We start from the raw sequence: 23,648 nt of genomic DNA on the forward strand, positions 1-23,648 counted from the left end.
CTCGAACATGAAACCCGCGTTTTCCGTCGTGTTTCTCACGACATTGAGCGGCGCCGCGCAAGGCTTGCTGATTGCGCTCGTCGGTGTCGAAGCGTGCGCGAAGCTCGGTCTGATCGACGCGCCTTCGCAACTGTTCTTCATCCTCGGCGCGGCGTTGTCGGTCGTGCTCGGCGGGCTGGGCCTCGTCGCATCGTTTTTCCATCTCGGGCATCCCGAGCGGGCGTGGCGCGCCATCGCGATGTGGCGTACGTCGTGGCTGTCGCGCGAATGCCTGTGCCTGCCCGCGTTCCTCGGATGCGCCGCGTTGTACGGCTTCGCGCACTGGCTCGGCGCGCCGTGGTCGCTTGCCGTCGGCGTGATCGGCGTGATCGCGTCGGCGGCGCTTTTCGTCTGTACCGCGATGATCTACGCATGCCTGCGCTTCCTGCAGGAATGGGCGACGCCGCTCACGATGGTCAACTTCGTGCTGCTCGGCTGCGCATCGGGATTCACGCTGGCGACCGCGTGCGCCGCGTGGCTCGCGCCGTCACTGGCGGCGGGTCTCGCCGCTTGTGCGTGCACGTTGACGCTCGCGGGCTGCGCGACGCGCGTCGCCGCGCTCAAGCGCAATGCGAAGCTGCGGCCGAAATCGACCGTGCAGAGCGCGACCGGCATCAAGGGGCCGAACGTCGTGCAGAAGTCGCGGGGCTTCACGGCGGGCGCGTTCAATCTGCGCGAGTTCTTTCACGGACGCTCGGCGCAGGCGATCGCGCGCATCAAGTGGACGTTTCTCGTCGGCGCGTTCGCCGTGCCCTTCGTGCTGATGCTGCTCGGGATCGGTGCGCAATCGATCGCGCTCTTCTGCCTCGCGTGCGTCACGCAGTATCTCGGGCTCGTCGCCGAGCGATGGTTCTTCTTCGCCGAAGCGCGCCATCCGCAGAACATTTACTACGCGCGCGCCTCGTAGTGCGCGAGGCGCGCACCAAGGTCATGCCGCGAGCTCGAGCGCCTGCTCGAAATCGGCGATCAGATCGTCGATATCTTCGATGCCCGCCGAAAGCCGCAGCATGCCGTCGGAAATGCCCATCGACTTGCGCACTTCGGGGCCGGCTTCGAAGAAGATCGTCGGCGCAACGGGAATGATGAGCGTGCGCGTGTCGCCGAGGCCCGTCGCCTTGACCGGCAACTGCAGCGCGTTGACGACATCGATCATGCGGTCTGCGCGGCGCAACTCGAACGACAGCAGCCACGACGCACCCTTGAACAGCGCCTGAGCGATCTCGTATTGCGGATGACTCTTCAATCCCGGATAAAACACGCGCCCGATGGCCTCGTGCTTCTCCAGATACTGGGCGAGCGCGAGCGCGTTCTCGCTGCACTTCGCGACGCGCAGGGCGAGCGTTTCCGCGCCCATCGCGATGGAATGCGCCTGCTCAGACGACAGCGACGCGCCCATGTCGCGCAGCCCTTTCTTGCGGACTTGCAGCAAGCCCTGCTCTTTGGATGGCGATTTGCGGTAATCATCGGCGATGTTCGGATAGGCGCTCCAGTCGAAGAGACCCGTGTCCGTCACCGCACCGCCGAGCGCCGCGCCATGACCCGCGATGGTCTTCGTCAGCGAATTGACGACGAGGCTCGCGCCGACCGCCTTGGGCCGGAACAGCGCCGGCGACGTGATCGTGTTGTCGACGACATACGCGAGGCCGCGCTCGCGGCACAACGCGCCGATGCCTTCGAGATCGGGAATCTGCGTGCCGGGGTTCGCGATGGTCTCGACGAACACCATGCGCGTATTCGGCTTGATCGCGTTCGCGACGTTCTCGGCGGAAGTTGCATCGACCATCGTCACTTCGATGCCGAGCGTGCGCAGCGTGCCGAACAGGCTGTTGGTGTTGCCGAAGACGTAGCGGCTCGATACGAGATGATCGCCCGCGCGCAGCAAGGTCAGGAAAATGGCGGTGATTCCCGCCATGCCGGTGCTGAAGCAGATCGAGCCGATGCCGTCTTCGAGGCTCGTGATCTTGCGTTCGAGCGCGGCGGTGGTCGGCGTGCCCTGACGCGCGTAGTTGAAACCGCCTTTCTTCGTGCCCTGGAAGACGCCGATCAGATCTTCCACGCGCTCGAATCCGTACTGAACCGATGTGTGGATCGGCTGGCGCACGCCGCCGTGCTCGCCGCCCGCGTTTCTGTCGCCGTGAACGATGCCTGTGGTGAAGCCTTGCTTGTTCATCTCTTCTCCGCTACTCGAAAACGCAAAACATCGATTTTGCACGATTCGCGACGAGTCATGGCATCGCCGCGCGACGGGAACGCGTGTTGCTCGTCCGCCTCTTCGTTCGCGCGTTTCCCGCCGAACGTCAAAAACGCGCACGCTCACGCTTCGCCGCCGATGCGGCATGCCCCGACGAGGAGCCCTTTCTCATGGCTTACGAACTCTACTATTGGGACGGATTGCAGGGCCGAGGCGAATTCGTCCGGCTCGCGCTCGAAGATGCGGGCGCCGAATATATCGACGTCGCGCGCGAATCGAAGAACAGCGGCTACGGCATGGACGCGATGATGAAAGTCCTGAACAGCAAGACTGAGCCGCATATTCCGTTTGCGCCGCCGTTTCTCAGGGACGGCGAGCTGATGGTCCCGCACGTCGCGAACATTCTTCTTTATCTCGGGCCGAAGCTGAACCTCGCGCCGAAGGACGAGGGCCTGCGCTACGTCGCGCACGGCCTGCAACTGACGATCGCCGATTTCGTCGCCGAAGTGCACGACACGCATCATCCGCTCGCGACCGATCTCTATTACGAAGATCAAAAGGACGCGGCGAAAATCCGCACGCAGAATTTTCTGGACAAGCGCGTGCCGAAGTTCATGAAGTACTTCGAGCGCGTGCTTGCGCAGAACCCGCACGGCGATACGCAGATGATCGGCGATACGGCGACTTACGTGGATCTGTCCATCTTCCAGATCGTCGATGGCCTGCATTACGCCTTTCCGCGCGCGATGAAGGAGTTCGGCGCGCAGTATCCGCGCGTGGCCGCGATTCATGATGCGGTGCTGCAACGGCCGAACATCGCGGCTTACGTCGATTCGGAACGGCGCATCCCGTTCAACGAATCGGGCATTTTCAGGCACTATCCCGAACTCGATCGGGACGCTTGAAACCTCGACACTCACCACGAGCCAGCATGGTAGAAACGATTCCTTCATTCGGTCTCGGCACGTTTCGCGTCGATGCCGCGAAGACCACGAACGCGGTGAAGAGCGCATTGCAGCTTGGTTATCGCCATATCGACACCGCGCAGTACTACAACAACGAAGCGGCCGTCGGTCAGGGCGTGCGCGAATCGGGCGTGGCGCGCGACGCTATCTGGGTAACGACGAAAGTCTGGTGGGAACGGCTCTCGCACGACGCGCTCGTCGCGAGCCTGAAGGACAGTCACGCGAAGCTCGACATCGGCACGATCGATCTCGCGCTCGTGCACTGGCCGTCGCCCGACGGCGCGGTGCCGATCGCCGAAACGCTCGCGGCGATGCAGGAAGCGCAGAAGCTCGGGCTGATTCGCCATTACGGCGTGTCGAATTTCACCGCGCCGTTGCTCGAAGAAGCGCTGAAGGCGCCGGGCGGCGGCGCGATCGTCACGAACCAGATTGAAGTGAGCCCGTTTCTCGCGAACCGCGCGCTCGTCGATGCGACGCAAAAGCTCGGCGTGAAAGTGACCGCGTACATGCCGCTCGGCGAAGGGCGCGCGCATACGGACGCGACGCTCAAGGCGATCGCCGGGAAGCATGGCGCGACGCCCGCGCAGGTGACGTTCGCGTGGCTGCTTTCGCGCGATATCGTGGTGCTGTCGGCATCGACGAATCCGGAGCATCAGAAAGCCAACTGGGACGCGCAGAAACTGAAGCTCGACGCCAACGACATCGCGAAAATCGATGCGCTCGACGAAGGCAAGCGCAATGCGAATCCGCCGTTCGCGCCGAAGTGGTGACGCGCGATTGCTCCGACGAAGCCCGGCCAGGCGTGTGCCGGGCTTTTTTTCGACTCTGACGAACGCGTTTCGACGTCCGCAGCGCCGCCCTGCAATGCTATCCTTGCGAGTCCCTTATTCCATTTGCTTCTAAGCATTCCACGATTTCGCAAAAGTGCTCTCCTTTCTGCTCAAGCTCCGTACACGGGCCCAACGGCTTTTCCGTCTGTCGGACTCGCATACGATGCTCGTCTGGGCGGTGGTCGTCGGCGTGGCCGGTGCTTTCGCCACCTCCGTCTTTCGCGAAGGCATTGAGATCCTTCAGCGGCTCCTCGGCAATCATTCGGAAGGTCTCGTCGCGCTCGCGCAAAGCCTGCCCTGGCCTGTGCGCGTGCTGTTGCCCGCCGTGGGGGGGCTCATCGCGGGCGTCTGCCTGCTGATCGCCAGCAAGCGCGCGAGCAAGAATGCGAGCACGGACTACATGGAAGCCGTCACCATTGGCGATGGCGTCGTGCCCGTCTGGCAAAGCGTATGGCGCAGTTTGTCGTCGCTCATCACGATTTCGAGCGGCGGCTCGATCGGTCGCGAAGGGTCGATGGTGCAACTCGCCGCCCTCGTGTCGTCGCTGATCGGGCGCTGGGTGCACTTCGATCCGCCGCGCCTGCGTCTGCTCGTCGCGTGCGGCGCGGCGGCCGGAATCACGTCGGCGTACAACGCGCCTATCGCCGGCGCGTTCTTCGTCACCGAACTCGTGCTCGGCTCGATGGCGATGGAAAGCTTCGGCCCGATCGTCGTCTCGTCGGTCGTCGCCAACATCACGATGCGCGAGTTCGCCGGCTACAGGCCGCCGTACGAGATGCCGGTGTTCCCGACCGTCACCGGCATCGAAGTGCTGCTCTTCGTCGTGCTCGGACTGCTCTGCGGCACGCTCGCGCCGCACTTCCTGCGGCTGCTCGCCGAATCGAAAAAACGCTTCTCGACCTTGCCCCTGCCCTTGCCCGTGCGCCTCGCGCTGGGCGGGCTGATCGTCGGCGTGATATCGATCTGGTGGCCCGAAGTCTGGGGCAACGGTTACGAAGTCGTGAACTCGCTGCTGCACGAACCGTGGACCTGGACCGCGCTGCTCACCGTGCTCGTCTTCAAGATCATCGCGACGGCGGCCACCGCCGGTTCGGGCGCGGTCGGCGGCATCTTCACGCCGACGCTCTTCGTCGGCGCGGTGCTCGGCTGTCTTTACGGCATCGGCGTGCATTCAATCTGGCCGGACTCCACGTCCGCGCCCTTCGCCTACGCGATGGTCGGCATGGGCGCGTTTCTCGCCGCGGCCACGCACGCGCCGCTCATGGCCATCCTGATGATCTTCGAGATGACGCTGTCGTATCAGGTCATGCTGCCGCTAATGGTTTCGTGCGTGATCGCGTACTTCATCGCGCGCACGTCCGAGCAGACGTCGATGTACGAAGTCACGCTGCGGCGCACGCGTGAAGAGAAAGAGCGCCTGCGTCTCGCCGCGACGCAGATGCGCGAGCTCGTCAAGCCCGCCGATACCGTCGTGCCGCTGTCCGCGAACATCAAGGACATGACGCGCGTGTTCCTCGAATATCCGGTGAAGTATCTGTACGTCGTCGATGACGCCGGGCGCTTTCAGGGCGTGGTGGCGCTGAAGAACATCACGTCGGATCTGCTCGACGACAAGACCTGCGCATCCAAAACCGCCGCGGATTATCTTCAGCCGGAATTCGACGTGCTCACGCCCGACATGTCGCTCGGCGAAGCACTGCAGCACTTCCTCGCGTTCCAGGGCGAACGCCTGCCGGTCATCGAAAAAAAGACGCAGCCGTTGCTGCTCGGCGTCGTGTACAAAACCTCACTTCTGGACGCATACTTCCGTCTGAACCCGACGTCGCGCTGAAACTGCGCAGCCGTGCAATTTCGCGGCGCGTCACGCTTCGCGTGCGCGCGTTTCGCGCGGGTCGGATCGACTTCACAATTCACTCGAAGTATGTCTGCGCGACGCCCACTCGTCGCGCCCGTGTGCGCGGCGCTGTCATGGTCCGAGCGCACGGCGGGTGGCGGAAATATCCATCGGCATAGGCTTTGCTTGGTCTTTTCTGCTGCCTACGTGAGGAGGGGTTGCCCGATGAAGACCTCAACGTTGTTGTCGATGGCTCTGGTTTCCGTCTCGTGCTATGCCGCGCCGCTGCACACGAGTTCGACCGACGAATCCACCGCCGCCATTGCCGCGACGCGCGCCGCGCTGCGCGTGAACGCCGCGCCCGTATCGCCGCCCGCGCCCGACGTCGCGGCGCAGGATCTCGATCACGCGCGCTGGCGTCATGTGCCGCTGCCGAAATCGCGCACGCCGAGTCACGGCATGGCGAGCCAGACGATTCAGGTCCAGACCTGACGCGCCTCCTCATTCACTGACTCGACACCGGACCTCGGAATGACCGACACGCACGCAAAACACGCCTTGAACGACGAGCCGATCGACAACGAGATCGCCCAGGTATTACGTCTCGTGAAGTACCCCGCCAACAAGGACGCGATCGTCGATGCGGCGCGCGAGGCGGGCGTATCCAACGACGTCATCACCGTGTTCGACGGCCTGCCCGAGCAGGACTACACGGACGCGAATTCGGTCGAACAACTGCTGGGCAGCAACGGCGGTCCCGGAATTTCGATCTGAACCTGGCGCGCGGCACGATCGCGATGCACGCGCTCGCCCGTCTTCGATCAGGTCGTACAAATCTTTATTCATCAAAGACTTAACGCGTCTACGCGAGGCTTTTCAACACTGCTGTCCACAGAAATTGTGGATAAGTCGGGCATCGCATCGATGTCGCGCGCGCGAGCGAAAAAGTGGCGCGATGCGCGTCGCGCGGGGATTTCAGCGCGAAATCAAGAAACTAGATGAGTCGCCAAGCGGTTTTCCACAGCCCTTTCCCCGTGCGCTGGGGATAAGTTATGCAAAGCCCGATACGCATTGATGCAACCTGAAGCGCGCATGACTTTTCCTTCGGCATCAGTCATTTAGCAGACTTTTAGGCGCGTTTTCAACAGGGTGCTCCCCAATTGATGGGGACAACATGTCCGCGCGCTGATGGCGAAAATTTATGTCCGCTTTGCTTTGTAATATAAAGTAAGCGGGTGGCATAATCCCGCCACTCGGGATTTGCAAATCTTCGTCCTCATGCGCAGTCGCTTCCATCAACGAACGGGTTCACTGCTGGCATTGCTCGCAATGCTGCTGATCACGTTCGCGCCGATGGTCTCGCAACTGATCGCCGCCAGCGCGCATGCCGACGAACTCACCGCCGAGCTCTGTTCGGCGCATGCGTCGACAGTCGAGCGTTCGGGTGGTCATCATTCGACGCATTCGACAGACACGCTCGCGCATCTCGACGACCAGGCTTGCGGCTACTGTCACTTCTTCGCGCACGCGCCCGCCATCTCCGCTGCACGCGCCCCCGCAGCGCTCGACGTTCCTGCGCGCCGCAGCGTCGCGGTCGCGCGGATTCGCATCGAGCGTCCCGCGCCTCCTTTCACCACTGCGCAGCCTCGCGCCCCTCCGGTTCTCGTCTGATTCGTCCTAACGGATCGATTGCCTTTCGCGGCATCGAACGGCGCCGCGCGTCCATCGCGTCGCGCCGCGCTCATTCATCACGAATTCGAAGAAGAACCATGCTCACTTTCAGCAAGGGGCGGCGTCGTGCCGTCCGCACACGCAGAAGCGAGGACGCTGCCATGAAGCGACTCGCCCGACAACGCGCCCTCATGACGGGCCTCACCGCGCTCGCCGCGACCCGCGCATTCGCGCAGGCCGAACCCGCGACGCTTCCCGCCGTCATCGTTCAAGGACAGGCGCAACATTCGCTGACATCGCAAAACGTCGCCGATCAGAAGCGCACGCTCGACGCGACGGTCGGCTCGGTCGGCTTCGTCGATAGCGCCGATTACCAGAACACCTACGCCTTCACGTTGCGCGACGTCCTCAAGAACGTGCCCGGCGTGTTCGTGCAGAACCGCTACGGCCAGGAGTTGCGCCTCTCGATTCGCGGCTCGGGCCTCGCGCGCGGCTATCACACGCGCGGGCTGGAGATACTGCAGGACGGCATCCCGACCAATCTCGCCGATGGCAGCGGCGACTACTATCAGATCGACCCGCTCGCGCTGCAATCCGTCGATGTCTACAAGGGCGGCAACGGCCTCGCGTACGGCTCGTCGATGATGGGCGGCGCGATCGATTTCGTCACGCCTTCCGCCTACACCGCCGATGCGCCGAACATCGTGCGGCTCGAAGGCGGCAGCTTCGGCACGATCCGGGGCAGCGCGCAGTTTTCGCGCGTGATGGGTCCGCTGGATTTCATTGGCACGTTCTCGGTGAATCATGCGGACGGTTATCGCGATCACGAGCGCGGCCAGTACGAGCAGTTCAACGCGAATGTCGGCTATCGCTTCTCGCCGGATGTGGAGACGCGCTTCTATCTCGGCGCGTATGTCGTCGATCAGCAGCTTCCCGGCACGCTCTCGCTTTCCGACGCGCTCGACAATCCGACGAAGGCATCCGCGAGCGCGCTGGCGGGCGATCAGGCGCGCGATACGCGCACCGAGCGCATCGCCAACAAGACGACCGTCAAGCTCGATGTCGGCCAGCTCGATATCGTCACGTGGGCAATCCACAAGAGTCTGTATCACCCGATCTTCCAGGTCATCGATCAGGACGGCTGGACCTACGGCATCGCGCCGCGCTATACCGCGACGTTCAACGTGAGCGGGATGCGCAACGATGTCATCGCGGGCGCGCGTTTCTTCGGCGGCAACACGCAGGCGCGGCAGTACGTGAACGTGTCGGGCAACGAAGGCGCGCAAACGCTCGATTCGACGCAAAGCGCCTACAACTACGAGGCGTACGTCGAAGACCGTCTGTTCTTCCTGCCGACCGTCGCGCTGATGGCCGGCTTCAAGGCGTTGCGCGACGTGCGCAAGTATGTCGATCACGGCGGGCTCGCGGCCGATCCGAACTACAAGTCGGCTAGCGAGACATTCAGCGGCGTGAATCCGAAGCTCGGGTTGATGTGGCAGCCGAATCGCGACATCCAGGCGTATGTGGACATTACGCGCAGCCAGGACGTGCCGGATTTCGGCGATCTCACGCAGACCTTTTCGAGCACGACGCAATTCACGCCGCTCACGTCGCAGCATGCGTGGACGCTCGAGCTCGGCACGCGCGGCACGCGCGATCGCGTGAGCTGGGACGTCACCGCGTATCGCTCGCTCGTGCGCGACCAGTTGCTTCAGTACACGACGAATCCCGACATACCGGCATCGACGTTCAATGCGAACAAGACGGTGCTGCAGGGCATCGAAGCCGGCGTATCGGTCGATGTGTGGCGCGACGTCACGCACGCGGGCGCGGGCGACAGGATCACGCTGTCGGGCTTGTGGAACCTGAGCGATTTCCGCTTCAAGGACGATCCGCAGTACGGCAACAACCGCATCGCGGGCGTGCCGGTGAACGTGTTGCGCGCCGTGCTCGGCTATGCGCGGCCGAACGGCTTTCACATTTCCGCATCCGTCGACTGGGTGCCGGCGGGCGCGTGGGCCGACGACGCCAACACGTTGCGCGTGCCGGGCTATACGCTCATCGGCGTGCAGGCGGGGATGGATTTTCGCAACGGCCTCTCGGTGTTTCTCGACGCGCGCAATCTGACCAACAAGCGCTACGTGAGCGACATCAGCACGATCGCGGATGCGCGCACCGCGTCGTCGACCGCGATCTTCTATCCGGGCGAAGGCCGCAGCATCTTCGCGGGCGTGCGCTACGCGTTCTGAGCGCGCGGCGGCGACTTAGCTGCCGCGATACTGCGCGGCGCTGGCGGGCGCCGGCGCCGCCGGCTTCTTCGCGTCCTTGTCCTTGGACTTGGCCACGCCGGTCGCCGCCGCATCCGACGACATGTACGCCGGCGCCGCCTTCGCCTTCTGCTTCTGCCCTGCGGGCGGCGCGGTCGGCGCTTTGCCGATATCGGCGAGCATCTGCTGGCAAGGCAGCGGCTTGTTGTTGCTCGGTGCGATGAGCGGAATCAGCGCCGCGAACGGATTGATGAGACCGAGACCCACGGCGGCCGCGCCGCGCAGCGCGAGCACCGGACTCACGCCGACGTGCGGATCCTTGAACGTGCCCTTCACGTACAGCGGCGAGCGCAGGGAGAAAATGCGCAGGCCCTTCGTGTGCGGATGGATGCCGAGATCCATGTCCTCGGTCTTCAGATTGATCGTGCCGTCGACATTGATGACGGCATCGTCGGTATCGAGCGCGAACACGCGCGAATCGAGCACGCCGTCGGTCACGACGAAATCCGCCGCCGCGCAGTTGATGTTCACGTCGCGCTTGCCGAAGAGCTTCTCGTAGACCACGTTCGCCACGTTCAGCCCCGCCGCTTCCATATACAGACGGCTCACGGTGCCTTCCGTGATGAGCGCCTTCACCTCGCCGTTCGATGTCGCCGCGAGCGCCGCGGGCGAATTGCCGGTCGCGGAAAGCGCGGCGTCGCCGTTGACCTCGCCGAGCGCGGATTGCATCGTCTTCACGGTCGGGAACAGCTGCTTGAGCTTCAGATGCCGCGCCTGCGCGGACACGCGGCCCTTGAGCGGCGCGGCGCTGCCGTCGAGATGAATGTTCGATGCGAGCGAGCCGCCCGCCACGCCGAACTTGAGCGGCTCGAACGACAGCACGCCGTCGTTCATGATGACGTGCGTGTACAGATCGGTGATCGGCAGATCAGGATCCTTGATGATGCGCTGGCCGGTGAACTTGACGTCGGCATCGATAGCCTTCCAGCGATCGGTCTTGAACTCTTCGGTCGGCAGCGCCTTCGACGAAGGCTGCTTCTCCGTCTCGCCGCGCTTCGCCTTGCTCGCGTTCGAATCGGCACCGATGATCGGCGCGAGATCCTTGAACTGCAGCAGATGCGACACGAGCTCGCCCTTCAGGAGCGGACGCGGCTTCTTGCCCGCATAGACGAGCGAACCGTTGATATCGCTGCCGCCGACGCGCCCGGTGAAGTTCTCGTAGTGGAACACGTTGCCGTCCTCGCGGAACTGGCCGGTCAGACGCCCTTCGGTCGCGAACGGCGGCGTTTCGGGCAAGGTCACGCCCGTGAACGGATACAGATGCGCCATGCTCACCGCCTGAACCCACAGGCGCAGATCGAGCGCGGCCAGATGCGCCGGATCGGTCACGGTGCCGACGAACGCGATATGCGTGTCGCCGAGGCGCACGTCCGCCTGAACCGGGAACGGGCGCTTCGCGTCCTGCACGGCGAGCACGCCGCCGAGCTTGCCTTCGCCCGAAACCTTGCCGTTGTTGTACGTGCCCTTCACGGTCCAGCCGAATGCGTACGGCGGAATCGGCGGTTTCGGGCCTTCCTTGGTCGTGATGCTGGTATTGGCCGACGTGCTCGCCGGATTCGGCGCCGATGCGTTCGCCGCAGCCGCCGCCGATGCAGCCGACGCCGCCGACGCTTCCGAGGCCGCGGCCACATCCGCTTGTTTGTTGAGCTTCGCCGCGCCGCTCTTGCCGACCATTTCCGCCGACGACTTCGCCGACGCCGCTTCCTGCTGCTTCATCACCTCGCCGATCGGCACGGCCTGGCCGAGCGTATCGATGACGACCTGCATCTCGGCCTTCGTGACTTCATCGTGGATATCGACGGTGCCCTTCGCGAGTGAAATATCGCCGAGCTTGAGATTCCAGGTCGACGGCTCGGTCGATTGCTTGAACTTGAACGTCCAGTTATTGCGATTGTCCTTGAGCCGCTCGACATCGATCGACGGATTCACGAGATTGATCGTCGGAATCACGATGTCGTGCGCGAGCAGCGGCAGCACTTCGACCTGGAAGTCGATTTCATCGAGCGTGGCGAAGTGCTGCTGGCGCGCCCAGTCCGGATTCGCGATCGTGATTTTTTCAGCGGAGAAGCGCGGCCACGGCACCCAGCGTTTCCAGCCCGTCTCGTTTGGCGGACGCTGCCAGCCGACTTTCAGATCGCCGGTGATTTCGAAGCGGCGGCCGATTGCTTCCGATACCTTGTCGTCCACCCAGGGCCGCAGCCGGTTCCAGTCGAACGTCAGAAAAATGACCACCAGTATTGCGATCAGAACCGCCAGAACGGCAAAAATCCATGCGACGATCCTTCCAATTTTTTTTCCGGTCGTTCGGGCCTGCGCCATGACGGCTCCATCCTTTTTTGCTGATTATGATTGCGGCAGCACATCGTGTGCCCGCGGCTTATGCGTCCGCTGAATGCCGAATGTCCGTAAGATGCTCATCCAGAGAACGACACACACACCCACGATGCAGGACGCGACATCGACCGAACTCGTCGCCACGCACGGCGTGATGCGCCGGGACGCCGCGCGCGGCACGGTGCTGCTGCATGCCACGGATTTCGCACTCGACAAAAGCCAGCGCGCCGCGATCACCGGACCGTCGGGCTCGGGCAAGAGCGTGTTTCTGCGCACGCTCGCGCTGCTCGATGCGTGCGATGCCGGTTTCGTTACGTGGCGCGGCGAGCGCATCGCGCGTGCGCAGATTCCGGCTTACAGGCGGCGCGTCGCGTATATCGCGCAACGGCCCGCGATGCTCGACGGCACCGTCGAAGACAATCTGCGCTATCCGTTTTCGCTGAAGGCTTATCGCGACACGCATTTCGATCGCGATATCGCGATGCGGCTCGCGCAGGCGGCCGGACGCAGCGCGGACTTCCTCGACAAGTTCGCAAGCGATCTGTCCGGCGGCGAGGCGCAGATCGCCGCGCTCGTGCGCGTGCTGCAACTCGCGCCCGACGTGCTGCTGCTCGACGAACCGACCGCATCGCTCGATCCGGCGTCGGCACGCTCGATCGAAGCGCTCGTGGCCGCGTGGTTCGACGCCGATGACGCGCGCGCGTGCATCTGGGTATCGCACGATCCGGATCAGGCGCGGCGCGTCGCCACGCGTCATCTGACGATGAACGCAGGCGTACTCGGCGAGGACAAGCGATGAGCGGCTATCAGAACCTCAGTCTCTTCGATATCGGCCTGGCGGCGGCGCTGATTGTCGTCAATGGCGCGCTGTCGGTTGCGCTCGACCTCGGTCTCGAACGCAAGCTCTTCGTCGCCGCGATCCGCACCGTCGTGCAATTGCTGCTGATCGGGTACGTGCTCGGCTGGGTGTTCGCGTTCAATCGCTGGTATGTCGTGCTGCCGCTGATGGCGCTGATGACGGTCATCGCCGGATTCGCCGCCTCCGATCGCGGACGGCGCACTTATCGCGGACAGCGCGCGGACAGCATCCTGTCGATTTGGGGCAGTTCGTGGCTGATCGGCGCGTTCGGGCTGTTCGTCGTGATCCGGATTCATCCGTGGTATGAGCCGCAATACGCGATTCCGATCCTCGGGATGATCCTCGGCAATTGCCTGACGGGCGTGTCGCTCGGCATCGAGCGCATGACGGAAGAACTGACTTCGGGACGCGCGGCGGTCGAGATGTCGCTCGCACTCGGCGCCTCGCGCTGGGAAGCGGCGCAGAGACCCGCGCGCCAGGCCGTGCGCGCGGGCATGATTCCGACGTTGAATCAGATGGCCGTGGTCGGTCTCGTCAGCCTTCCCGGCATGATGACCGGCCAGGTGCTCGCCGGGCAGTCGCCATTGCAGGCGGTGCGGTATCAGATCGTCATCATGTTTCTGATTGCGGCGGGCTCGGGGCTCGGCGTGGTCGGGGCCGTCGTGCTGACGTATCGGCGGCTGTTTTCGCGGGACCATCGGTTCATGGCGTCGAAGCTCGTCGAACGAAAAGCCCGCAAACGCGCCGCGTAGCTCACTCGCCGTTGTACGCCCGCTCGAGCGCCGGGAGATCGAGCTTGATCATCCCTTGCATCGCTTTCATGGTGCGGTCGGCTTTCACCGGGTCCGGGTCCTGCAACATGCCGAGCAGACGCGTCGGCGCAACTTGCCACGTCACGCCGAAGCGGTCCGTGAGCCAGCCGCAGGCCAGCGAACGGCCGCCGTCCATCAGCTTGTCCCAGTAGTGGTCGACTTCTTCCTGCGACTCGCACTTGATGAACATGGAAACGGCCGGCGTGAACGCGAACTCCGGATTGCCGTTCAGCGCCAGGAAGTCCTCGCCTTCGAGTTCGAACATCACGGCGATGACGCTGCCGACCGGCTTCGGGCCCGACTCGGTGCTGCGCATGATGTCCTTGATGCGCGCGTTCCTGAACGTGCTGACATAAAAGTTCGCGGCCTCTTCGGCGTTGCCGCCTTGGAACCACAGACAGGGCGAAATCTTGTGCATGTGCGTTGCTCCGTTCTCACTAGCGTGCGTGGTTTCGTTCATTGACCGCAAGGCTGCTGCGCCATCGCCTGCTTCATTTCTTCCGGCGTCATGTCACGCGTATGCGTCGCGACCGACCATTGATGACCGAACGGGTCTTCGAGACGTCCGTAGCGGTCGCCCCAGAACATGTCGGCGACGGGCATCGTGACTTTCGCGCCGGCGCTTTCGGCCTGCTTCACGGTGGCGTCGGCGTCTTCGACATACAGGTGAATCGTGACCGGCGATCCGTTCAGCGCCTTCGGACCGACCGAGCCGAATTGCGGGAACTCATCGACGAGCATCAGCATGGAATCGCCGATTTTGACCATCGCGTGCATGAGCTTGCCGTCGGGCCCGGGCATGCGGCCCAGCTCGATGGCGTTGAACGCGCGCTTGTAGAACTCGATCGCTTCTGCGGCGCCCGCGCACACGAGATGCGGGGTCAGCGAACGCATGCCTTCGGGAATCGGCTTGACGGCGGATTGGGACATGTCGGCTCCGTGTAGTGAGTGAGCGCGCCGGGTTTGGCGCGGTCTCATAGCCTACGACGAACGGGCCGCGCGCGAATCGACACAAGCCCGCAGACGCCTGTCAAATTTCTTCGACCGGCGCGCGCCGATAGCTTATTTCGAATGCTGTTCCGCGAGCGATTGAATCAGCGCTTCGAGCCGCGAGAAATTGACCGGCTTGGTCAGATGATCGCGAAAACCGGCTTCGCGGCAACGGCGGATGTCCTCGTCCATGCCGTAGCCCGTGATCGCCACCGACGGCTTGTCGGGCTGCAGGCTCTGCCACGCGCGCGCGATATCGAGTCCGCTGCCGTCCGGCAGGCCGATATCGCTGACGAGCAGATCGAACGGCCCGCTCTTCGCGCGTTCGAGCGCCTGAGCGACCGTTACGGCAACCGACACTTCGTGGCCGAGCATTTCGAGCACTTCGGCCATCGCCGACGACGTCTGCTCGTTGTCCTCCACGAGCAGTACCTTGAGCGCGCGTCCCTGTTCCCGGCTCGCGGCTTCGATGAGCGGCTCGTCCTCGCGCGCGGGTTGCAGTTTCGCGAGCGGCAGCGTCAGCGTGAAGCGCGCGCCCGCGTCGCGGCCTTCGCTGTAGGCCGAAAGCGTGCCGCCGTGCTTCTGCGCGAGCGTGCTCGCGATCGCGAGACCGAGCCCGAGGCCGCCGAACGAGCGCGTGATGGAATCGTCAGCCTGTTCGAACGCCGAGAAAATGCGCGGCAACGCCTCCGCGCTGATGCCGATGCCGCTGTCCGTCACGGAAACGGCGATCGTCGACGGATCCGGATTCCAGGTCCGCACGTCGATGCGCCCGCCCGCCGGCGTGAACTTCACCGCGTTCTTCATCAGATTCCAGATGATCTGCTGAAGGCGCGCCGCGTCGCCGAGCACGACGAACCGGCCCGCGTCGAAATGCGTTTCGAGCGTGAGGCTCTTCGCGCGCAGATCGGCTTCGGACATGTCGAGCGCGCTCGTCAGCAAGGTATCGAGCGCGACGCTCGCGAAATTCAGCGACAGCTTGCCGCGCGCGATGCTCGTGAGATCGAGCAGATCGTCGATGAGGCGCGCTTCCAGCTCGACATTGCGGCGGATGAGATCGAGCGTCGGATGCGCCTCGCGCGGCAGCGAGTGCTTCATTTCGAGCAGGCGCACGGCGGCGAGAATCGGCGTGAGCGGCGTGCGCAGTTCATGCGAGAGCACCGCCAGAAAATGGTCCTTCGCGCGATTCGCCGATTCCGCCTGATCCTTTGCGAGCCGCAGCGCGTCGGCGGCCATGTGGGCGTCGGTCGCGTCGCGCACGATCTTCGAAAAGCCGATCAGTTCGTCGTGCTCGCTGCGGATCGCCGTCGTCACGCCCGAGGCGAAAAACGAATGGCCATCCTTGCGCCAGAGCCAGCGGTCGTCGCTCGCGCTGCCTTCGCGCCGCGCGGTTTCCAGCTCGGCGTCGAACACGCCGCCCTCGCGATCTTCCTGCGCATAGAAGATGTTCGCGGACTGGCCGAGCACGTCCTGCGCGGGAAAGCCCAGAATGCGCTCCGACGCCGCGTTCCATGTGCGGATGCGGCCTTCGGGATCGAGCGTGATGACCGCGTAATCCTTCAGCGCATCGATGAGCAGGCGGAAATGCGTCTCCGTTTCGCGCAACGCCCGCTCGACGGCGATGCGTTGCGCGCGCTCGGCGCTCTCGCGCATCGCGCGGCGCACGACGGCGGGCAGCCGCTGCAGGCGCTGTTTCAGCACGTAATCGGTTGCGCCGCGCTTGAGCATATCGACGGCGTGCTCTTCGCCGAGCAAGCCCGACACGAAGATGAACGGCGTGTCCGGGGAACGCTCGCTCGCGATGGTGAGCGCCTCGATGCCCGAGAAGGTCGGCATCACGAAGTCGGCGAGGATCACGTCGAAGCGCTTTTTCTCCAGCTCGGCGATGAACGCCGCGGAGTCGTACACGATCGACGCCTCGACCGCATAGTCCGCGCGTTCGAGTTGGGCGATCGTCAGCTCCGCATCGAGTGCGTTGTCTTCGACGAGAAGCAGATGCAGAGGCTGCATGATCTAGGCGTCCTCTTGAAAGGACGCTTGCGGGCGCACCGGCCGGGACGGATTCGTGCTCATGGGCGCAGCGGTCATTGCGCGGGCGGCGGGCGGCGAAAGCGCGTCGAGCCCGGCGGCGGCTCGTTGAGCACGGCCCAGAACACGCCGAGATCGCTGATCGCCTCGACGAATTCGGCGAATTCCACCGGCTTCACCACATATGCGTTGACGCCGAGTTCATAGCTGCGGATGAGATCCTGCTCCTCGCGCGACGACGTGAGCATGACCACCGGCACGCTCTTCAGCGATGCGTTCGAGCGGATCATGTCGAGCACTTCGAGGCCGTCGATCTTCGGCAGCTTCAGGTCGAGCAGGATCACCGCCGGATTGCCGGGCGCGCGTTCCTTCCACTCGCCTTCGGAGGTGAGATAGTCGATGGCTTCCTGACCGTCGCGCGCCACGATCACCTCGTTGGCGAGCTGGCTCTTGTCGAGCGCGACGAGCGTGAGCTCGAGATCGTTCGGATTGTCTTCGACGAGCAATATCGGTTTAAGCATGGTTTTTTCTTGACTTTGTATTTGGCGCGCCTTGCGTCCCGTTCGCGTTGCGGAATGTCACGGGCAGCGAGAAATAGAATACCGCGCCCTCTCCCAGCCGCCCTTCGGCCCACGTGCGCCCGTCATGACGCTCGATGATGCGCCGCACGTTGGCGAGCCCGATGCCCGTGCCCTCGAACTCTTCCGCGCGATGCAGTCGCTGGAACACCCCGAACAGCTTCGCGCCGTACTTCATGTCGAAGCCGACGCCGTTGTCGCGCACGCCGATCACGTATTCGTCGCCGCTTCGGGTCGCGAATATCTCGATTTTCGCCGATTCCCGCGTCCGCGTATATTTCACCGCGTTCGATATCAGGTTGCGCACCGCAAGCTGAAGGAAAGCGGCGTCGCCGGTCACGCGCGGCAGATCGCCGATCACCCATTCGATGCTTCTTCCCGAGCCTTCCACCTCGACTTCCTGCACGACCGACTTCACGAGCAGGCCGAGATCGACCGGCGCGGGCCGGAGCGCGGCGCGGCCCATCTGCGAGAACGTCAGCAGGTCGTCGACGAGCGTGCCCGCGAAACGCGCAGATTCCAGCATGTTGTTGAGAAACCGCCGGCTCTTGTCCGACATGCGCTCGCCTTCCTGCTCGCGCAGAAGATCGCCGTATCCGGCGATATGGCGCAGCGGCGCGCGCAGATCATGCGATACCGAATACGAGAACGCCTCCAGCTCCTTGTTCGCGCGCGTGAGTTCGGTCGCGAGTTCCGCGCGCTCTTCCGCGCGGCGCAGCACGATGTTCAGCAGCGCGCCGCGCAGTTCGGCGGCGATTTCGAGCTCGCTCTGACGCCACAGCGCCGAATGGCCGCGCACCGTTTCGAGCCACGGCGAAAAGCTCGTGCGCGGCGCGCTCGAGCCATCCGCGCTTTCGATCTTGACCGGCTCGCCCGCCCATTCGATCGTCTGCATCAGTTCGGGACGGAACCAAAGCAAATAGTTGCGGAAGATCTGCGAGACCGGCACCGCGAGCACGCCGCACGCCTTGTCTGCGTGCGCCTTGGCGGGCGGCCATTCGCGCGCGAGCGAATCCGTCGCCCACACGCCGGAGGTGTTTTCCGCGAGCCAGTGCGTGAGCGCGCGCACGGTGTCCTCGTCGGGCGTCGCGCCGAGCAGCGTGACCTGATCGTCGAAGACGATCGCCGCGCCCGCGGAACGCGCGAAACTCAGTACGTCGCCCGGCACGGCGCGCAAGCCGGCGACGAAGTTCTCGTGCTCGCCCATCGCCGAAATCAGGCGGCTCATCGTGCGGCGCAGCGCGCTCAGATATTCGCCCTCGGCGCGCTCTTCCTTCGCTTCGATTTGCAAGGACAGCATGTGCCCGAGATGCTCGACCGCGACGCGCGTATTGAACGGCACGATGCGCGCGCTGTGATCGTGACACGAGATGAGTCCCCACAACTGTCCCCGCACGACGATCGACACGGACATCGACGCATGCGTGCCCATGTTGCGCATGTACTCCAGATGCACGGGCGAGAAGCTGCGCAGCGTCGCAAACGTGAGATCGGTGGGGCGTCCGGTGACGGGATTCACGCTCGGCACGAGGCGCGCGGGCGTGTAGTCGACATCGGCGACGAGGCGGATACGGTTCTTCAGATACAGCGCGCGCGCCTGACGCGGAATGTCCGACGCCGGGAAGAACTGATGCAGGAACGACGGATAACTCGCGTCGCGGTCCTCCGCGAGCACGTGGCTGCGGCCTTCCTCGTCGAAGCTATAGAGCATCACGCGGCCGAAGCCCGTGATCGCCCGCACTTCGCGCACGCCGAGCTCCGCGAGCGCCTGCACGCTGCCGCCCTCCTGCAGCCCGCGCGCGAACGTGCGGACGAGCGGATACATCGACGCGAACGCATCGCCCGTCGCGGCGGCGGTCTCCATCTCGACGATGAGCGTGCCGTCATGACGATGTATCGTCACATCGAGGCGCAACGCCTTATCGGACGACGACGGCGCGAGATCGATCGGGCCGATGTAAAGCGGCGCGTCGTCGAGCGCGGACGTGGCGGCCGCCTGCCCGATGCGCTGCGCGCCCGCCGCGCCGAGCACGACATCGAGCGGAGCGCCGAGCAGTTCGTCGACACCCGCGTTCGTCAGCGAGACGAGGTTCTCGCTGACCTGCAGGATGTGCAGATCGTCGGACAGCACGAGCAGAAATCCATGCGGCTGGATGCCGCCGGGAATGTGGATCGGCTCGGCATCGCAGTCCTGGCTGGCGACGCCCGAGCTGAGCGTGCGCCGGCGCGCTTCGGCATCGGGCGGTCCTTGCGATGCTTCGCGCACGGCCCTCGCGCCGATGGGCGGCTCGCTCGCGGACTCGCTCATGAACCCGCTCCCGGCGCGGGCTGCGAATACTCGATGCCGATTGCTTCAGGACACAACCACGCTTGCAGACTTTCGAACGTCGCGATGGCGGCTTTCACCGCATCGTCGTGAAGGCGTTCGGGCACGCTTGCCGCCGCGGTCTCGCGAAACGCGTTCCACATGCTGCCCGTGCGCGGACCGTAGCCGTCGAAATACGCGTTGCCGATGCCCGGCGCGAGATCGAGACGCGCGGCCACATGCGGCGCGATGAAGCGGCCGCCGAGTGTGCTGCCTTCCATCACGTACATCGAGCCGATGGCATCGCCGATGTTGTCCATACGCGGCAGGTCATCGCGCGCGCCGGCTTGCGGCAGCGATCCGGCGGACGGCGTTTCACCCGTCAGCGCGGCGAGATCGGCGGCGAGGAGCGACGCCTTGCGGCGCGCATCGAAAAAGTCCGCGAGCGACGACGGCAGGCACGCGGCCGCCGCGTCTTCCCACGGCGCGACGTAACCATAGAATCGTTCGAGCAGCGCGATGTATTCGTCGCGCTGAAGGTCGTCCCGCATCAGGTCGAGCGCATTCTCCAGCCGCGCGTGGCACGCAGCGGTTTCGTTCTTCAGACGGGACAGAAGGTCGAGTGGCATGTTCCGTTGTGTTGGCTTCAGTCCGCAAAGCGGTCATGGGATGCAAGCATCGGAAGGGCTTACCGGTTTGCGCGCTTGTTGAAATACGCGCATCGGTAGAAAAAACGCGGCGAACGTTGCGTTCAAGCCCGCTCCCGATCAACGAATCATTCTACGCAAGCGGCCCGCGCGCTGCCATCCGCGAAGGCTTTTCAGCGTTCGGTTCAGCGCTCCTTCGACTGCCCTTCGCCGCTGTTCGCATTCGCATGTTCGTCGCGCTGCGTGTCGCGCTGATAGTCGCCGCCGCCGCGCCGGTCCGTGTCGACGAGACCGTGTTCGAGGTCCTCGTGCGCCTGCTTGCCAACATCGCGCGCGCCATGTTCGCGTTGCGATTCGACGTTCTGATCCGCCTCGTGAGGCAGCGGCGCGTTCGACGCATCGTCGCGCGCCTGCTTCTCGCGATCCTTGCTCGCCATTTCGCGTCCGCGTTCGGGCACGCTCTCCGGGCCCGCGCTCGCCTGCTTCATGTTCGTCTCCTTGTGAACGCTCACTTGCGCGATGCGTTCATGCCAAGCCGCTTCTTCATCTCCGCCGTGAGCCGCTGACGCGCCTTGTCATAGCCCGCCCACGGATCGCTCTTCAGCGCATCGAGCCGCTCGCGCACGTTGCCGATATGCCATTGATCGCCGCTCGTGACGGAATCGAGTTCGTCCCAGGCAAGCGGCATCGATGCGCCGAGCCCCGGCCGCGCGCGCAGCGAGAATGCGGCGACCGTGCTGGAGCCGCGGTTGTTGCGCAGATAGTCGATGAAGATCTTGCCCTTGCGATTCTGCATGCCCATTTTCGCGGAGAAGAGCTTGGGCAGCGTGCTCGCCATATGCTGCGCGACGGCCTGCGAGAAATCCTTCATGTCGTCCCAGCTCGCCTGCTTCGCAAGCGGCACGACCACATGAAAGCCCTTGCCGCCGCTCGTCTTGCAGAACGACGTGAGACCGAGCTCGACGAGCAGATCCTTCGTGAGCTTCGCGGCCTCGATCATGCGTTCCCAGCCGACGCCTTCGCCCGGATCGAGATCGAAGATCATGCGATCCGGCTTCTCGATGTTCGACGCCACCGCGTTCCACGTATGCAGCTCGATCGTGCCCATCTGCGCGGTGCCGACGAGCGCCTGCGACGATTCGATCGTGAGCAGCGGCGGATGTCCCGGATCGATATCGGGATGCTGCGTGATATGCGGAATCGCGAGCTTCGCGCTGTGCTTCTGAAAGAAGAGCTCGCCGCCGATGTCTTCCGGCGCGCGCACGAGCGACACCGGCCGATCCTTCAGATGCGGCAGCATCCAGTCGGCGACCGACGCGTAATACTCGACGACGTCGAGCTTGGTCAGCCCCGTCGATTTGTCGATCACGCGATCCGGATGGCTGATCTTCACGCCTTCGATTTCAGCCGGACTTGCCTTGGCCTTTTTCGCGGCCGTCGTCTTCTTCGCCGCGATTTTCTTTGCCGCGACTTTCTTCGCGGCCACGGGCTCTTCCTTCACGATCTGACGCGCGGGTTTATCGTCCCGCAAACTGACGAACGATGCTTGTCGCACGATGCGCTCCTTGGTCCATTCCGCGAAATTGCATTCCGCCACGAGCTCGGGCTTCACCCAATGCACGGGCGTGCGGCTGCGTTCCTGCGGCTCGCTTGCAAAGGGCATGCGTTGAGTCTCGCGCTTGTCGAGTTCCTTCTTCACCGCGACGAGCGTCGCGTGATCGAAGCCGCTGCCGACGCGCCCTGCGTACTGCAACTTGCCGTCCGTATCGTAGACGCCGAGCAGCAGCGCGCCGAACTGCCCGCGGCTGCCAGAGGGCTCCGAATAGCCGCCGATCACGAATTCCTGGCGGCGTCTGCACTTGAGCTTGATCCACGACGCACTGCGCCCCGAGACATAGGTGCTGTCGATCCGCTTGCCGATGATGCCTTCCAGCGCCATGTCGCAAGCGCTCTTGAGCAGGTCGTCGGCGTGAAAGGCGAAGTCTTGCGAGAAGCGCAGCACCGGATCGTCGAGCGGCTCGATGACCGCCTTCAGGATCGCACGGCGTTGCACGAGCGGCACGTTGCGCAAGTCGTAGCCGTTCAGATACGGCACGTCGAAGAAATAGACGACGATGTCTTGCGGGCGCCCCACGTCGAATGCGTTCTGCAGCGCCTGGAAGTCGGGCAAGCCGCGCTCGTCGAGCACCACGGCTTCGCCGTCCAGCCAGCCGCTTTCGATATCGAGCTTGTCGAGCGCCTTGACCTGCTTCGAGAACTTCGCGGTCCAGTCGTTGCCGTTGCGCGTATAGATGCGAACTTCACGCTTGCCCTTCACCGTTTCGATGCGCGCGAGCACGCGATAGCCATCGAACTTTATTTCGTAGCCCCAATCATCTCCGGGCGGCGCGGCATCGACGAGCGTGGCGAGTTGCGGCTTGAGCGTCGCGGGCAGCTTCGCCTTTTGCGCGCCTTCGATCGCCGGTTCGTGCGACAACGTGCGCAACGACTCGGCGTTGCGATTCGCGACGATATCCGGATGCGCGTGACCATTCCCCGCCTTCGCTGCTTTCGCCGAGGTCTTGCGCGCCGGCGCTTTCTTCGCGCCCGCCTTGCGTTCGTTGCGCTCGCGCAGCGCACCGGTTTCGTCGCGTGCGCCGAGCGAATCGGACAGCACGCTGCCGGGTTTCTTCAGCAAGATGTCGTACTCGGCTTCGGGGCGGGCTTCGTCGTCACGCTCCTTGATCAGCAGCCATTGCTCCTTGTCGCCGCTGCCGCGCATGTGGCTTTTCACGAGCGTCCAGCCGCCGTGCAGCTTTTCGCCGTCGAGCGTGAACTTGAGCTTGCCCTTTGCATACTCGCGCGCCGCGTCCTCGACGCTGCCCGATTGCGGCGCCCAGGTCCCACGATCCCACACGATGACGCTGCCCGCGCCGTAGTTGCCTTCGGGAATCTCGCCTTCGAACGAGCCGTAATCGAGCGGATGATCTTCGACGTGCACCGCCAGCCGCTTCACCGACGGATCGAGACTCGGCCCTTTCGGCACCGCCCATGATTTGAGCGTGCCATCGAGTTCGAGACGGAAGTCGTAATGCAAGCGGCGCGCGTCGTGTTCCTGAATCACGAAGGACAGCGCGCTTTGCGTGGCCTTTTTCGCGCGCGCGCTGCGCTTCGTGGCGCCGGACGGCTCCGGCGTCTTGTCGAAACGCCGCATCCGTTGATAGGTTTCGAGTTTCTCAGCCATCGTCGTTGGGTCGTG

Annotated in this window: 20 protein-coding genes; 10 read left to right on the forward strand and 10 right to left on the reverse strand. The window is 64.1% G+C overall.

Annotated features, from left to right (window positions below):
* Positions 1 to 7 precede the first annotated feature (7 nt).
* Entirely contained in the window at positions 8 to 946 is a 939-nt protein-coding gene (locus tag NCT05_RS09245; RefSeq protein ID WP_250502166.1) for a dimethyl sulfoxide reductase anchor subunit family protein, read from the forward strand.
* 21 nt (positions 947 to 967) lie between these two features.
* Here NCT05_RS09245 and NCT05_RS09250 read toward each other — a convergent pair whose 3' ends face one another.
* Positions 968 to 2,209: a cystathionine gamma-synthase family protein gene (locus NCT05_RS09250; RefSeq protein WP_034473432.1), complete on the reverse strand. Its 1,242-nt coding sequence runs from the start codon at positions 2,207 to 2,209 to the stop codon at positions 968 to 970.
* 191 nt (positions 2,210 to 2,400) lie between these two features.
* Between NCT05_RS09250 and NCT05_RS09255 the strand changes: the two genes are divergently transcribed.
* The 7 genes from NCT05_RS09255 (at position 2,401) to NCT05_RS09285 (ending at position 9,779) form a co-directional block, all read left to right on the forward strand.
* Positions 2,401 to 3,135, forward strand: a complete 735-nt coding sequence (locus NCT05_RS09255; protein WP_250502167.1) for a glutathione S-transferase — start codon at positions 2,401 to 2,403, stop codon at positions 3,133 to 3,135.
* A gap of 26 nt (positions 3,136 to 3,161) precedes the next feature.
* On the forward strand, positions 3,162 to 3,965 hold the full coding sequence (locus NCT05_RS09260) for an aldo/keto reductase (protein WP_250502168.1): 804 nt from the start codon (positions 3,162 to 3,164) through the stop codon (positions 3,963 to 3,965).
* Between the two features lie 154 nt (positions 3,966 to 4,119).
* Positions 4,120 to 5,856, forward strand: coding sequence for a ClcB-like voltage-gated chloride channel protein (locus NCT05_RS09265; protein ID WP_250502169.1), 1,737 nt, complete (start codon positions 4,120 to 4,122; stop codon positions 5,854 to 5,856).
* A 228-nt stretch (positions 5,857 to 6,084) separates the two neighbouring features.
* Positions 6,085 to 6,351: a hypothetical protein gene (locus NCT05_RS09270; RefSeq protein ID WP_250502170.1), complete on the forward strand. Its 267-nt coding sequence runs from the start codon at positions 6,085 to 6,087 to the stop codon at positions 6,349 to 6,351.
* 39 nt (positions 6,352 to 6,390) lie between these two features.
* Positions 6,391 to 6,633 carry a DUF2795 domain-containing protein gene (locus NCT05_RS09275; protein ID WP_034473428.1) on the forward strand — a complete coding sequence of 81 codons (243 nt, stop codon included), beginning with the start codon at positions 6,391 to 6,393 and terminating at the stop codon, positions 6,631 to 6,633.
* Between the two features lie 504 nt (positions 6,634 to 7,137).
* Positions 7,138 to 7,530, forward strand: coding sequence for a DUF2946 domain-containing protein (locus NCT05_RS09280; protein ID WP_034473427.1), 393 nt, complete (start codon positions 7,138 to 7,140; stop codon positions 7,528 to 7,530).
* 161 nt (positions 7,531 to 7,691) lie between these two features.
* On the forward strand, positions 7,692 to 9,779 hold the full coding sequence (locus NCT05_RS09285; RefSeq protein ID WP_250502171.1) for a TonB-dependent receptor family protein: 2,088 nt from the start codon (positions 7,692 to 7,694) through the stop codon (positions 9,777 to 9,779).
* Positions 9,780 to 9,794: 15 nt separating this feature from the next.
* On the opposite strand, the gene NCT05_RS09290 is transcribed toward NCT05_RS09285, so the two are convergent.
* A complete protein-coding gene (locus tag NCT05_RS09290; RefSeq protein ID WP_250502172.1) occupies positions 9,795 to 12,176 on the reverse strand; it encodes an AsmA family protein in 2,382 nt (793 codons plus the stop codon).
* 124 nt (positions 12,177 to 12,300) lie between these two features.
* Here NCT05_RS09290 and NCT05_RS09295 point away from each other — a divergent pair, with 124 nt between their 5' ends.
* Positions 12,301 to 12,990, forward strand: a complete 690-nt coding sequence (locus tag NCT05_RS09295; RefSeq protein WP_250460236.1) for an ABC transporter ATP-binding protein — start codon at positions 12,301 to 12,303, stop codon at positions 12,988 to 12,990.
* Positions 12,987 to 13,802, forward strand: coding sequence for an ABC transporter permease (locus NCT05_RS09300; RefSeq protein WP_008349446.1), 816 nt, complete (start codon positions 12,987 to 12,989; stop codon positions 13,800 to 13,802). Before NCT05_RS09295 ends, NCT05_RS09300 begins: the two co-directional genes overlap by 4 nt.
* Position 13,803: 1 nt before the next feature.
* Here the strand turns inward: NCT05_RS09300 and NCT05_RS09305 are convergent, their stop codons facing one another.
* The 8 genes from NCT05_RS09305 to ligD all read right to left on the reverse strand — a co-directional run bounded on the left by NCT05_RS09305 (position 13,804) and on the right by ligD (position 23,633).
* Complete coding sequence (locus NCT05_RS09305) at positions 13,804 to 14,280, reverse strand: VOC family protein (protein WP_008349443.1); 477 nt, start codon at positions 14,278 to 14,280, stop codon at positions 13,804 to 13,806.
* Positions 14,281 to 14,318: 38 nt separating this feature from the next.
* Positions 14,319 to 14,792 carry a VOC family protein gene (locus NCT05_RS09310; RefSeq protein WP_008349441.1) on the reverse strand — a complete coding sequence of 158 codons (474 nt, stop codon included), beginning with the start codon at positions 14,790 to 14,792 and terminating at the stop codon, positions 14,319 to 14,321.
* Between the two features lie 132 nt (positions 14,793 to 14,924).
* Positions 14,925 to 16,862: a hybrid sensor histidine kinase/response regulator gene (locus NCT05_RS09315; protein WP_250439809.1), complete on the reverse strand. Its 1,938-nt coding sequence runs from the start codon at positions 16,860 to 16,862 to the stop codon at positions 14,925 to 14,927.
* A 74-nt stretch (positions 16,863 to 16,936) separates the two neighbouring features.
* Positions 16,937 to 17,401: a response regulator gene (locus tag NCT05_RS09320; protein ID WP_008349436.1), complete on the reverse strand. Its 465-nt coding sequence runs from the start codon at positions 17,399 to 17,401 to the stop codon at positions 16,937 to 16,939.
* Positions 17,394 to 19,766: an ATP-binding protein gene (locus NCT05_RS09325; protein WP_250502173.1), complete on the reverse strand. Its 2,373-nt coding sequence runs from the start codon at positions 19,764 to 19,766 to the stop codon at positions 17,394 to 17,396. Before NCT05_RS09325 ends, NCT05_RS09320 begins: the two co-directional genes overlap by 8 nt.
* Entirely contained in the window at positions 19,763 to 20,392 is a 630-nt protein-coding gene (locus NCT05_RS09330; protein ID WP_008349429.1) for a biliverdin-producing heme oxygenase, read from the reverse strand. The genes NCT05_RS09325 and NCT05_RS09330 overlap by 4 nt, the downstream gene beginning before the upstream one ends.
* A 203-nt stretch (positions 20,393 to 20,595) precedes the next feature.
* Positions 20,596 to 20,898: a hypothetical protein gene (locus tag NCT05_RS09335; protein ID WP_008349427.1), complete on the reverse strand. Its 303-nt coding sequence runs from the start codon at positions 20,896 to 20,898 to the stop codon at positions 20,596 to 20,598.
* Between the two features lie 20 nt (positions 20,899 to 20,918).
* Positions 20,919 to 23,633, reverse strand: a complete 2,715-nt coding sequence (gene ligD / locus NCT05_RS09340; RefSeq protein WP_034473413.1) for a DNA ligase D — start codon at positions 23,631 to 23,633, stop codon at positions 20,919 to 20,921.
* Positions 23,634 to 23,648 lie beyond the last annotated feature (15 nt).

The sequence above is a fragment of the Caballeronia sp. AZ7_KS35 genome, assembly GCF_023631045.1.
Taxonomy (GTDB): Bacteria; Pseudomonadota; Gammaproteobacteria; order Burkholderiales; family Burkholderiaceae; genus Caballeronia; species Caballeronia zhejiangensis.

Excerpts from the sequence above, each read along its gene's own strand:
- NCT05_RS09245 (WP_250502166.1), top strand. The coding sequence starts at position 8 with ATGAAACCCGCGTTTTCCGTCGTGTTTCTCACGACATTGAGCGGCGCC.
- NCT05_RS09250 (WP_034473432.1), bottom strand. The coding sequence starts at position 2,209 with ATGAACAAGCAAGGCTTCACCACAGGCATCGTTCACGGCGACAGAAAC.
- NCT05_RS09255 (WP_250502167.1), top strand. The coding sequence starts at position 2,401 with ATGGCTTACGAACTCTACTATTGGGACGGATTGCAGGGCCGAGGCGAA.
- NCT05_RS09260 (WP_250502168.1), top strand. The coding sequence starts at position 3,162 with ATGGTAGAAACGATTCCTTCATTCGGTCTCGGCACGTTTCGCGTCGAT.
- NCT05_RS09270 (WP_250502170.1), top strand. The coding sequence starts at position 6,085 with ATGAAGACCTCAACGTTGTTGTCGATGGCTCTGGTTTCCGTCTCGTGC.
- NCT05_RS09275 (WP_034473428.1), top strand. The coding sequence starts at position 6,391 with ATGACCGACACGCACGCAAAACACGCCTTGAACGACGAGCCGATCGAC.
- NCT05_RS09280 (WP_034473427.1), top strand. The coding sequence starts at position 7,138 with ATGCGCAGTCGCTTCCATCAACGAACGGGTTCACTGCTGGCATTGCTC.
- NCT05_RS09285 (WP_250502171.1), top strand. The coding sequence starts at position 7,692 with ATGAAGCGACTCGCCCGACAACGCGCCCTCATGACGGGCCTCACCGCG.
- NCT05_RS09290 (WP_250502172.1), bottom strand. The coding sequence starts at position 12,176 with ATGGCGCAGGCCCGAACGACCGGAAAAAAAATTGGAAGGATCGTCGCA.
- NCT05_RS09295 (WP_250460236.1), top strand. The coding sequence starts at position 12,301 with ATGCAGGACGCGACATCGACCGAACTCGTCGCCACGCACGGCGTGATG.
- NCT05_RS09300 (WP_008349446.1), top strand. The coding sequence starts at position 12,987 with ATGAGCGGCTATCAGAACCTCAGTCTCTTCGATATCGGCCTGGCGGCG.
- NCT05_RS09305 (WP_008349443.1), bottom strand. The coding sequence starts at position 14,280 with ATGCACAAGATTTCGCCCTGTCTGTGGTTCCAAGGCGGCAACGCCGAA.
- NCT05_RS09310 (WP_008349441.1), bottom strand. The coding sequence starts at position 14,792 with ATGTCCCAATCCGCCGTCAAGCCGATTCCCGAAGGCATGCGTTCGCTG.
- NCT05_RS09315 (WP_250439809.1), bottom strand. The coding sequence starts at position 16,862 with ATGCAGCCTCTGCATCTGCTTCTCGTCGAAGACAACGCACTCGATGCG.
- NCT05_RS09320 (WP_008349436.1), bottom strand. The coding sequence starts at position 17,401 with ATGCTTAAACCGATATTGCTCGTCGAAGACAATCCGAACGATCTCGAG.
- NCT05_RS09325 (WP_250502173.1), bottom strand. The coding sequence starts at position 19,766 with ATGAGCGAGTCCGCGAGCGAGCCGCCCATCGGCGCGAGGGCCGTGCGC.
- NCT05_RS09330 (WP_008349429.1), bottom strand. The coding sequence starts at position 20,392 with ATGCCACTCGACCTTCTGTCCCGTCTGAAGAACGAAACCGCTGCGTGC.
- NCT05_RS09335 (WP_008349427.1), bottom strand. The coding sequence starts at position 20,898 with ATGAAGCAGGCGAGCGCGGGCCCGGAGAGCGTGCCCGAACGCGGACGC.
- ligD (WP_034473413.1), bottom strand. The coding sequence starts at position 23,633 with ATGGCTGAGAAACTCGAAACCTATCAACGGATGCGGCGTTTCGACAAG.